11 protein-coding genes are annotated in these 10,391 nt (G+C 53.4%); 5 read left to right on the plus strand and 6 right to left on the minus strand.

The genetic code is table 11. The annotated features are described in order from the left end of the window. Positions 1–6: 6 nt before the first annotated feature. Positions 7–177 carry a lipoprotein signal peptidase gene (locus AKG43_RS13340; protein ID WP_082403035.1) on the minus strand — a complete coding sequence of 57 codons (171 nt, stop codon included), beginning with the start codon at positions 175–177 and terminating at the stop codon, positions 7–9. 229 nt (positions 178–406) lie between these two features. On the opposite strand from AKG43_RS13340, the gene AKG43_RS08185 reads away from it, so the two are divergent. Continuing rightward, complete coding sequence (locus tag AKG43_RS08185; protein WP_231718137.1) at positions 407–1,306, plus strand: DMT family transporter; 900 nt, start codon at positions 407–409, stop codon at positions 1,304–1,306. 214 nt (positions 1,307–1,520) lie between these two features. Here AKG43_RS08185 and AKG43_RS08190 read toward each other — a convergent pair whose 3' ends face one another. The 4 genes from AKG43_RS08190 to AKG43_RS08205 form a co-directional block, all read right to left on the minus strand. Further along, the gene (locus AKG43_RS08190) at positions 1,521–2,690 is read right to left on the minus strand and encodes an LD-carboxypeptidase (RefSeq protein ID WP_054600081.1); all 1,170 of its coding nucleotides are present in this window, start codon (positions 2,688–2,690) and stop codon (positions 1,521–1,523) included. Between the two features lie 165 nt (positions 2,691–2,855). Next, positions 2,856–3,272, minus strand: coding sequence for an HIT family protein (locus AKG43_RS08195; RefSeq protein ID WP_054600082.1), 417 nt, complete (start codon positions 3,270–3,272; stop codon positions 2,856–2,858). A 102-nt stretch (positions 3,273–3,374) separates the two neighbouring features. Continuing rightward, entirely contained in the window at positions 3,375–4,871 is a 1,497-nt protein-coding gene (gene rng, locus AKG43_RS08200; protein WP_054600083.1) for a ribonuclease G, read from the minus strand. A 245-nt stretch (positions 4,872–5,116) separates the two neighbouring features. After that, positions 5,117–5,476 carry a hypothetical protein gene (locus AKG43_RS08205; protein WP_054600091.1) on the minus strand — a complete coding sequence of 120 codons (360 nt, stop codon included), beginning with the start codon at positions 5,474–5,476 and terminating at the stop codon, positions 5,117–5,119. Between the two features lie 241 nt (positions 5,477–5,717). Between AKG43_RS08205 and AKG43_RS08210 the strand changes: the two genes are divergently transcribed. From AKG43_RS08210 to gluQRS, 3 genes are all read left to right on the plus strand, one after another. Then, complete coding sequence (locus AKG43_RS08210; RefSeq protein ID WP_054600084.1) at positions 5,718–6,482, plus strand: nucleotidyltransferase domain-containing protein; 765 nt, start codon at positions 5,718–5,720, stop codon at positions 6,480–6,482. 97 nt (positions 6,483–6,579) lie between these two features. Next, entirely contained in the window at positions 6,580–7,692 is a 1,113-nt protein-coding gene (locus AKG43_RS08215) for a DNA polymerase beta superfamily protein (protein ID WP_054600085.1), read from the plus strand. A gap of 47 nt (positions 7,693–7,739) precedes the next feature. Next, positions 7,740–8,660, plus strand: a complete 921-nt coding sequence (gene gluQRS / locus AKG43_RS08220) for a tRNA glutamyl-Q(34) synthetase GluQRS (protein WP_054600086.1) — start codon at positions 7,740–7,742, stop codon at positions 8,658–8,660. A 5-nt stretch (positions 8,661–8,665) separates the two neighbouring features. Here the strand turns inward: gluQRS and AKG43_RS08225 are convergent, their stop codons facing one another. Next, positions 8,666–8,977 carry a porin gene (locus tag AKG43_RS08225; RefSeq protein WP_054600087.1) on the minus strand — a complete coding sequence of 104 codons (312 nt, stop codon included), beginning with the start codon at positions 8,975–8,977 and terminating at the stop codon, positions 8,666–8,668. Positions 8,978–9,134: 157 nt separating this feature from the next. Here AKG43_RS08225 and AKG43_RS08230 point away from each other — a divergent pair, with 157 nt between their 5' ends. Further along, on the plus strand, positions 9,135–9,938 hold the full coding sequence (locus AKG43_RS08230) for a carbon-nitrogen hydrolase family protein (protein ID WP_054600088.1): 804 nt from the start codon (positions 9,135–9,137) through the stop codon (positions 9,936–9,938). Positions 9,939–10,391 lie beyond the last annotated feature (453 nt).

The following is a 10,391-nucleotide window of genomic DNA, read 5'->3' on the forward strand; positions in this document are numbered from 1 at the left end:
TATTTTTCAGACGGCCTGAGACCTTTGTAAAACTCTCAGATGTGGATGCAGTTCAAGGCGTAGCAGCACAGCGAGTGCAGACATATCATATAGATAGGCAAACGAGCGGGCAGCGCACAACGCAGAAATGCGCCGCAGATGAGAGTTTTGCAAAGGTCTCGGCCTGATGTATTTCATAGCTATAATCCTGCGGCATCTTTCATGCCGTCTGAAACATGAAATCCGACCCGCAACGAAGAGATCAAGTAAAATTTTTCCCTGCAATGTTGTAGGGGCGGATTCGATTCTGTTGCTGTTTCAGCGGCTTACGCAATCGTTCTCTTTCAGCTAGGGCGCAGACGGGGGTTTGCACAGGTCTCTTGTAGTAAGATAACGCCCTTAATGCGTTTATCCTGATTGGTGTTTTGTGAATAAAAATCTCAACGTCCATTTGAAATTGTCGGGCATGGCCGCACTGTGGGGCGTATCGTGGGTATGGGGCAGGATTGTCGCCCAAAATCTGCCGCCCGTAAGTGCCAGCGCCATCCGCTTTATACTGGCGGGAACGGCTTTGGCGGCGGGGCTGCTCTGCATGGGCAAGTTTCCCAAGCTCAAAAATCTGTCGCGCAAACAATGGTTGGGGCTGACGGTTTCTGCTTTTTTCGGCGTGTATGCCTATGCGGTGTGTTTTTTAACCGGCCTGAAACACATGCCCGCCGGTGAAGCGGCGGTGATTATTTCTTTGAACCCCGTGCTGATTTTGCTGCTTTCGCGGCTGATTTTTAAAGAAAAAATTACTTTACGCATCGGCACGGGCATGGCGATGGCGTTTTTTGGTTCGTTAATCTGCATCACGCGGGGCAATCCGCTGATGCTGTTCCAGCAGCAGCCGGGTTTGGGGCAGATGTTGATTTTGGGCTGCGTGTTGTGTTGGGCGTGCTATACCATTGTGGGGCGGTTTGTGCTTAAGGGCATTGATGCCTTAACGGTTACGCTGGCAACGGCGTGGATAGGCGGGATGATGCTCGCGGTTACGGCGTTGTTGGCGGAGCGGCAGTCGTTTGATTGGGTGTGGCAGACTGCGGATACGGTGTGGTTGAGTTTGATTGCGCTGGCCATCGGCTCGACGGCTCTGGCTTATGTGTGGTTTTTTGAAGGCGTGAAGGCATTGGGTTCGGGCACGGCCGGGGCTTATATCACGCTGGTGCCGGTGTTCGGCGTGCTGTCGTCGGTGGCCTTTTTGGGCGAACCGCTGCATTTTTCGCTGGTATCCGGCGGGATTTTAGCAGTGTGCGGTATGTTGGTAATGTATTTGGGTAAGCGTTAGGTCAAACTGCTTAGTCGGCCAACTCAAAGATAATATACGTCATACTCAGGCTTGACCCGAGTATCTCTTAAATTTTCTGAAACTCAAGATACTCGGGTCAAGCCCGAGTATGACGGTTTTGTAATTAAACTTAAGTGGGTTGACTATATCTTTAAAAAGCCAAGAGGCCGTCTGAAATTTTTCAGACGGCCTCTTGGCATTGAAATACCTGCGATTATTCCTGAATCGGGTCTTCAACCACGTTTACCGGTTCGTAAGTAATCTGCGGCAGCAAGGTATCGAGCATCAGGCCGGAGGCGTTGAGCGTCGGGTAGCCGCTGAACGTTACCGAGTAGCCGCCGTTGGATTCGCCGCGGATTCGGGCGTGCGCACCCAGCGGGAAAGTGGCTTTGTTGGTAATGTGGCCGAACGGGAAGCCGGTTAACACGGGTACTTTGGTGATGCGGCTGACGTTGTTGACCACCGATGTGAAGTCGTAGCTGCTGTCGTACACGTCGCGGATGGTGCCCATGCGGAAATCGCCGAACACGATGGCCTGCTGTTTCGACAATACGCCTGCCAAATGCAGGGTTTGCAGCATGCGCTCGATGCGGTAGGGTTGTTCGCCGACGTCTTCCAAAAAGAGAATGCCGCCTTGAATGTCGGGCATATAGGGGCTGCCGGCCAGCGAAGCGAGTACGCTGAGGTTGCCGCCCCACAATGTGCCTTCGGCGTTGAACTGCCTGCGTTGGATGGCATGTACGCTGATGGTGTTTTGGGCGTTGGTCACACCGCGGATAAACGAATCCATCGTATAAACGCTCGGTTCGGGTTTGCCGAATTCGCTATATACCATCGGCCCGGCGAAACTGGGCATATTGCCTTTGGCCAACAGGGCGAGCTGCACGGCGCACACGTCGCTGAACCCGAAAAACAACGTGCCGCGTTCGCGCATTTTGGCGCCCAAACGGGCAAAGTCGATGTGCGGCAGAATCCGCACGGCACCGTAACCGCCGCGCAAGCCCATCAATACTTTCGGTGCGGCGGCTTTGCCGAGTGCAACGTCTTGGAAATCGGCGATGCGTTCGCCGTCGGTACCGGCGAAGCGTTGGTAGCGGCGAAAGCCCGCCTGCTGGTTGGTTACGGTGAATCCGGCGTTATACAGGCGGGTCAGGCCTGTTTCGGTGCGGTTTGCGTTTTCGGCAAAACCGGATGGGGCGACAACGCGCAATACGTTGTCGCCGCTGCGGGCGGGATAGGTACGTTTCGGTTGCACGGGTTTGGCCTGAGTGGATTGCGAACTGGGTTGGATGGTGCCGCCGGTGCCGCAGGCGGTGAGAATGCCTGCGCCGGCTGCGGCGGCGGATGCTTTGAAAAAACTGCGGCGGGAAGGCTGCCAAGTCATGAAAATTCCTTGTAATGGTCGGGCGTGGTGCCGATATGTGTTGGTGCGGATTGTAAAACGGTGCCGATTTCAACACAACCGCGCGGGTTTGGTATTGAGGCCGTCTGAAAGCGAACTTTGTGAGCTTCGCCAAAACCCGCTAGCGGGTTTCGCTAAAAATAAGTTTTAAGCCATTGAAGCGTACAGCAGTTGTTTAAGCTGCGCCGTCCAATCTTCCGGCAAATCCAGATTGCCAGCCCGTTGCGGTGCGGCCCAAATGGGCGCGGGAAAATGCGCGTCATCGTTGAAACGGGCGATCACATGCCAATGCAGGTGCGGCACGACGTTACCCAAGCTCGCGAGATTGATTTTGGCGGGCTGGAACACTTGGCGCATGGCGGCTTCAACGCGGTACACGGCTTCCATCAGCTCATGCCGTTCTTCGGGCTTGAGGTCGGTCATTTCGGCCACATGCGTGTTCCAAATCACGCGGCAAAAGGCGGGGGCGTGCGTTTCGTTGTGAACGGCAATCACGCGCAAGGTGTCGTTTTGCCATAATACGTCTTCGTTTTCGGGGTGGCACAGCGGGCAGGTGGTGTTCATGGAGTGGCTTTCTTGGTGTATTTAAACCTGCAAATGTCTGCGGCCGTCTGAAACGGGTTTTGCGGATTTCGCTCAAACTTTTCAGACGGCCTCTCTTTATCTTTACATCAACACGATATCGTATTGCTCTTGGGTGTAGGCGGTTTCAACGGCCAGCGAAATGGGCTTGCCGATAAAATCGATCAACATGGCGAGCGATTGCGATTCTTCGTCTAAGAATAAGTCGATCACATTGGGCGCAGCGAGAATGCGGAAGCTCTTGGCATCGTAGCGGCGGGCTTCGCGCACGATTTCGCGCTGGATTTCGTAGCACACGGTTTGCGGTGTTTTCAGACGGCCTCTGCCCTGACACGATGGGCAAGGCTCGCACAATACATGGCTGAGGTTTTCGCGGGTGCGCTTGCGGGTCAGCTCGACCAAGCCGAGGCTGGTAAAGCCGTTGAGGGTTACGCGGGTGCGGTCGAAACTCAAGGCTTTGGCCAGCTCTTGCAACACGGCTTCGCGGTGGGCATCGTGCGCCATGTCGATAAAGTCGATGATGATGATGCCGCCGAGGTTGCGCAAACGCAATTCGCGGGCGATGGTGTGGCAGGCTTCGAGATTGGTGCGGAAAATGGTTTCGTCGAAGTTGCGCGCGCCGACAAAGCCGCCGGTGTTCACGTCGATGGTAGTCATCGCTTCGGTGGCTTCGATAATCAGATAGCTGCCGAAATTGAGATTGACGCGCGGTTGCAGGGCGCGGTTGATTTCCTGCTCGATATTGTGGGTTTCAAACAGCGGCCGCTCGCCTTTAAACAGCGTGATTTTATCGGTTGCCCCTTGAACATACAGCTCGGCAAATTCGCGCATGCGCTGGTGGTTTTCGGTGGAATCAACCAAAATCTCGCGCGTGTTTTCGCTGAACATGTCGCGCAGCACTCGCAGGCTCAAGGGCAAATCTTGATACAGCAGGGTTTCCGGCGGACGGGTTTTGGCCTGATGCCGGATGTTTTCCCACACTTTGGTCAGGTAGTCGATATCGGCCTGCAATTCGGCATCGGTGGCGTTTTCCGCGCTGGTGCGGATGATATAGCCCTGCCCCTCCCCGTTGTCGGGCAACAGGTTTTCCAAACGGCTGCGCAAAGTGTTGCGCTCGTCTTCATCTTCGATACGCTGCGAGATGCCGATGTGGTCTTCCTGCGGCAGATGCACGAGAAAACGCCCCGCTAGTGAAATCTGTGTGGAAAGGCGCGCGCCTTTGGTGTTGATGGGGTCTTTAATCACCTGCACCAGCACCGACTGCCCTTCAAACAGCATATGCTCGATGCGCTGGGTTTCGTCGGGATTGCGGCGCTGTTCCAACACATCGACAATGTGCAGAAACGCGGCGCGCTCAAGGCCGATATCGATAAACGCGCTCTGCATGCCGGGCAGCACGCGGCGTACAACGCCGAGATAAATGTTACCGACCAAGCCGTGGCCGCTGTTGCGCTCGATATGCAGCTCGCAAATATTGTTTTCTTCAAGAATGGCCACGCGCGTTTCCTGCGGCGTGATGTTGACGAGCACGGTTTCGGGCGGGCGCACCGTGTCTTTGGGCAAGGGAATACCGTTTAACATAAGTCGCTCTTTAAATATAAAAATACTTTTGCAATCGGCCTTGCTCGTAAAGCCGGTTGCAAAAGTGTTTTCCTACGCCCCGAATGATACGCTAAACGCATGCTTTAATAAACCTTGCCCCCTATCCGCAAGCTCACGGCACACAAACACAAGCCTGATGATTCGCCACGGCTTGAAAAGATTTAAAAAGTATCAGGCCGTCTGAATAAAATGTTTCAGACGGCCTGTTGAACGGTGCAGCCTTATCAGTCTAAATCGGCTTTGTATTCGATAACGCCTTGGCGGTTACGCTCGATAGACACATCCAATGCCTGATCGCGGCGTTTGAATTTCAAATCGGCGTCATCATTTTTGATATCCGATTCCACCACTTCAAACCCGTGCCGGCGGGCATGCTCGCGCACCCGTTCCACCAAGTGCGCCACACTGGTGTTACCTGCATCGATGCGGAATTCGGCTTCATAACCGCCGTCGCTTTGGGCATCTGCCTTTACCACTTTCGCACCGCGCGGCTGAAAAATCTCACCCGGCAGCCCGGCCGCTGCCGCACTAGCGGAAAAAAGTGCCATAATGCCCGTTATCAAAAGCGTTTTCGACTGTTTCATCATTACACCTTCATTCATATTACATGTTGATTCCATTGAAATTGCGCACAATATAACCACCAACCCCGCCTGCATCAAGCCGATAAACTTTGTTTTACGCCCATACGTCATTCGGCTGCTTTATGCTTACACTTTATTTCACAAATAGCATGAATATGACGGGAACTTTAGCCAACAATCCCGTTAAAGGCTGTCTAAAAAGCGGTTCAGACGGCCTCTAGCCCACTTTGGGGAAAGCACAATGAAAAAACACATTATTGAAAAACTCGACCACATCGCCCGCACCGAACCGCTGCATTTTCTGCTTGCGGCCGAAAGCGGCAGCCGCGCTTGGGGCTTTGCCTCGCCCGACAGCGATTACGATGTGCGCGCCGTGTATATCAGGCCGTCTGAATATTATTTGGGCATCGAAGAGCGGAAAGACACTTTTGAATTTATTGAAGACCAATGGTTTGACGTCGGCGGTTGGGACATCCGCAAAGCCCTGCGCCTGCTGCGTAAAAGCAATGCCGTGCTGCTCGAATGGCTGCGTTCGCCCATTGTGTATTGCCAAGATAATGAATTTATCCGCGACATCAACGCCCTGCTGCCGCAATACGCCCAAGCCGCGCCGCTGTTGCACCATTACCGCGGCATTGCCGGCAATGCTTTGAAAAACATGGATTTGAACGGCGAAATCCGCCTGAAAAAATGGTTTTACATACTCCGCCCCTTACTGGCCGCCCGCTGGGCTGTGCTCGAAGGCGGCGTACCGCCGATGACGTTGAACGAATTAATGCAAACTTGGGGCAGCACCGCCAAAGATGAAATTGCCGCCTTGGTGTCGCTAAAATCGGAAAAAGACGAAAGCTACCGCCACCGTTTAAGCCCGGCTTTGGTCAAACTGACGCTGGATTTGGCACAAGAAGTGGCCGAACTGCAAGCCGCGCCCGTACACGAAACAGACACCGCCCCGCTGGATGAATTGTTTAGAAAAACGCTGAAGCGGCTGGATGCGGGTTTCTGAATATCCGCTGAACACTCCATCTACCGCAGCCGAAGGCAAGCCGAAACCTTATTTAATCAGTACACATCATATACACCACCACGAGGCCGTCTGAAACATGTTGACCATCAACGATTTGCAGCAACACAAACTCATTCTCTTTGAAGCCGTGTCCGGCAGCCGCGCCTACGGTTTGGACACGCCCGAATCCGACACCGACATCAAAGGCGTATTTTACCTGCCGCGCCGGCTGTTTTACGGTTTGGACTACATTCCGCAAGTGAGCAACGAAACCAACGATATCGTGTATTACGAGCTGGGGCGGTTTATCGAACTGCTGTTGGCCAGCAACCCCAACACGCTGGAGCTGCTGGCCTCCCCGCCCGAATGCGTGCGCATCCGCTCCCCTTTGATGGATGCGTTCAAACCCGAGTGGTTTATCTCGCAAGCGTGCCGGCAAAGTTTCGCCGGCTATGCTTACGGTCAAATCAAAAAAGCCCGCGGCTTGAACAAAAAAATCGTCAACCCGATACCGCCCGTTAAAAAAAACGTACTCGATTTCTGCCACATCGTCAGCGGCGCGCAAACCGTTCCACTAACCGAATGGCTCGAACAACAAGGCTTTCGGCAACAGGAAATCGGTTTGAGCAACATCAACCATGCCCGCCACCTCTACGCCGTATTCCACGATTCAGACGGCCTCAAAGGCTATCGCGGCATCATGCAGAAAGAAGAAGCCAACAACCTGCTGCTCAGCAGCATCCCGTCCGACGAAATACCGTTGGCCTACTTATCGTTTAACCAAGACGGTTACAGCAGCTACTGCCGCGAATACGCCTCTTACCGCCAATGGGAAAACGAACGCAACGAAACCCGTTACAGCGGAACACAAGCCCACGGACAAGGCTACGACGCCAAAAACATGATGCACACCTTCCGCCTGCTGGAAACCGCGCTCGACATCGCCCGCCACGGCGAAATCCGCGTCCGCCGCCCCAACCGCGAAGCCCTGCTGGCCATCAAGCGCGGCGAATTTGCCTACGATACGCTCACCGCACAAGCAGAAGCTTTGATGCAACAGGTGGATGCGCTGTTTGAGCAATCCGCTCTGCCGGAACACGTCAACCGCGACGCAGCGCTGGCGGCTTTGGTTAAGGTGCGGGAGGGTATTTACGGCTCCCGCTCCAAACCTAACTTAAATAAATCAAGAGTAGATGGCCGCGACTTTTAAAACCAAACGTAACGCTACATAAATCATATTTTTGCAAAGGAATACTTTTGTCTTCCAACACCCCTTCCCCCTACACCGGTCGCTTTGCCCCCAGCCCTACCGGTTTGCTGCATATCGGTTCGCTGCTGACCGCCCTTGCCTCGTATGCCGATGCCAAGGCACACGGCGGGCGGTGGTTGGTTCGCATGGAAGACCTTGATCCGCCGCGCGAAATGACCGGAGCGGCCGACGATATTCTGCGCACGCTGGAGGCATTCGGTTTCGAGTGGGACGGCGAAGTGGTTTACCAGAGCCGCCGCTATGAGCTGTATGAAGAGGCATTAGGCCGTCTGAAAAAACAAAGGTTGGCGTATCCCTGCTATTGCAGCCGTAAAGACTGGCAGGCCGCGGCGCGGATGGGGGCGGACGGTTTTGTGTATAACGGCCGCTGCGGCAAAGCGGATTACAGGCCGTCTGAAAAAGATTTGGCAAAAACACCCGCGTGGCGGTTGCGTGTACCCGATGAAAACATAGGCTTTGACGATGAAATTGTCGGACATTACGCCCAAAATCTGGCACGCGATATCGGCGATTTTGTTTTGCTGCGTGCCGACGGTTATTGGGCCTATCAGTTGGCGGTGGTGGCAGACGATGCCGAGCAAGGCATCACGCATATTGTGCGCGGGCAGGATCTGCTGGTGTCCACACCGCGGCAGATTTGGCTGCAACGCTGCTTGGGCGCGGATACGCCGCACTATGCGCATTTGCCTTTATTGGTGAACAGGCAGGGGCAGAAATGGTCGAAACAAACGCTTGCCCCGGCATTGGATGTGAGCCGGAAAGAAAAACTGCTCAGGCAGGTTATGTCTTATCTCAACCTGCCTGCCGCGCCGGAAGTGGAGAGGCCGTCTGAATTATTGGCCTGGACGGTGCAGCATTGGGATATGAACAAAGTGCCGAAAACGGCTGTGTGCACGGAAACGGATTAAACGGCTCAGCCGCCCGTATGTATCGTGCTGTTTTCTTTTTTGTGTTTGAAGTATTCGCGCATCGAGCCGCTGCTGCCCACAGGCGTATCCTGCTCGAACTGCCAGATAACTTTGCTGCCGCCGCCGATGGCATGCGAACCGCGAAAACCGACATAGCTGCCCAAATCTTCAACGGCAGTGCGGGTATTGTTGCCGCCTGTGGCTATTTTGGTTTGCGACACACTCACTCCGCTGCGGATATTGCCGTATAGTTGGATGTCGGCGGATGCCGCCATTGGAGCGAACACCAATAATGTGATAAGGGTTTTGATATACATGGTCCGGCCTTTGAAAACTCTGTCGCAAAATATTGTACAGTAAAACGTCAACGGGATTGCCTAAGCCACAACAGGCATCCGTCTATTCCATATATAAAGTATGTCGGCACATCGGGCATTGCCACGATAAGGCCGTCTGAAAAAAGGAGACCCATCCATGCATACCGTGAGAGTTGCCGCCGTTCAAATGGTGTCGGGCATTGACCCCGAAGCCAATATCCAAACCATGCAACGCTTGGTTGCCAAAGCCGCTGCCGCAGGTGCTGCGTGGGTATTGTTGCCCGAATACTGGCCATTGATGGGCAAAAACGATACCGACAAGCTCGCGTTTGCCGAAACTTTGGGCGCGGGAACGTTTCAGACGGCCTTAAGCGAAGCGGCCAAACAAAACGGCGTCGTTCTCTTCGGCGGAACCATACCCTTACAAAGCCCGGACGCTAATAAAGTGTTGAACACCATGACGGTGTACAACCGCAGCGGAGAATGTGTCGGCGCCTACAATAAAATACATTTGTTCGGCTACTCGGGCTTGGGCGAACGCTATTCCGAAGCCGACACGATTACAGCCGGGCAGGAAGTTCCCCGCTTTACAGCCGACGGCATCAACTTGGCCGCAGGCGTGTGCTACGACTTGCGCTTTCCCGAATTTTTCCGCGCCCAACTGCCCTTCGACGTACTCTTACTTCCCGCCGCTTTCACCTACACCACAGGCAAAGCACATTGGGAACTGCTTCTGCGCGCCCGTGCCGTAGAAAACCAATGCTATGTGATTGCTTCGGCACAAGGCGGCACACACGAAAGCGGCAGGCGCACATTCGGCCACAGCATGATTATCGACCCGTGGGGCGAAATACTGGATGTGCTGCCGGAAGGCGAAGGCCTTGTGATTGCCGAATTGGATGCGGCACGGCTCAACAGCGTCCGCACCCGATTACCGGCCTTGCAGCATCGCTGCCTGTAACCTGCCGAAGCAGACACCAGTATAGTCAATCACCAATATCCGCTCACCGTTCAACAAACAAAATCAGCGTGCTCAGGCAATACGCAAGCCGGTCACGCTGCTTCTTTTTTAACGGAATGCACTGCCTCAAGCAGTCTCATCGGTAAAACAACCACTCAAAATTATTCTAAATAGATATTCACAACCGTTTAATTAACTAAATGTCATTACCAACAAGCCCAAACTTACATGCTATTTAAATAAAAATAAAGATAAAGTTATTTTGTTTTTATGCAAACGGTATTTGATTTTCACGTCATAAAACCCCGTTTTAAAACCTATCCCGATGGGAAATTTGACAAGCAAGCACAAAAAAAGTGTAAAAAATGCAACAGTTTTTCAAGCCGTTTTTCAAATCAAAAATCTCCAAAACCAGCAAAATATTTATTATTCATAAATAAATAACTTGAATAT

The sequence above is a fragment of the Neisseria sp. 74A18 genome (assembly GCF_001308005.1).
In the GTDB taxonomy this organism is placed as follows: Bacteria; Pseudomonadota; Gammaproteobacteria; order Burkholderiales; family Neisseriaceae; genus Neisseria; species Neisseria dumasiana.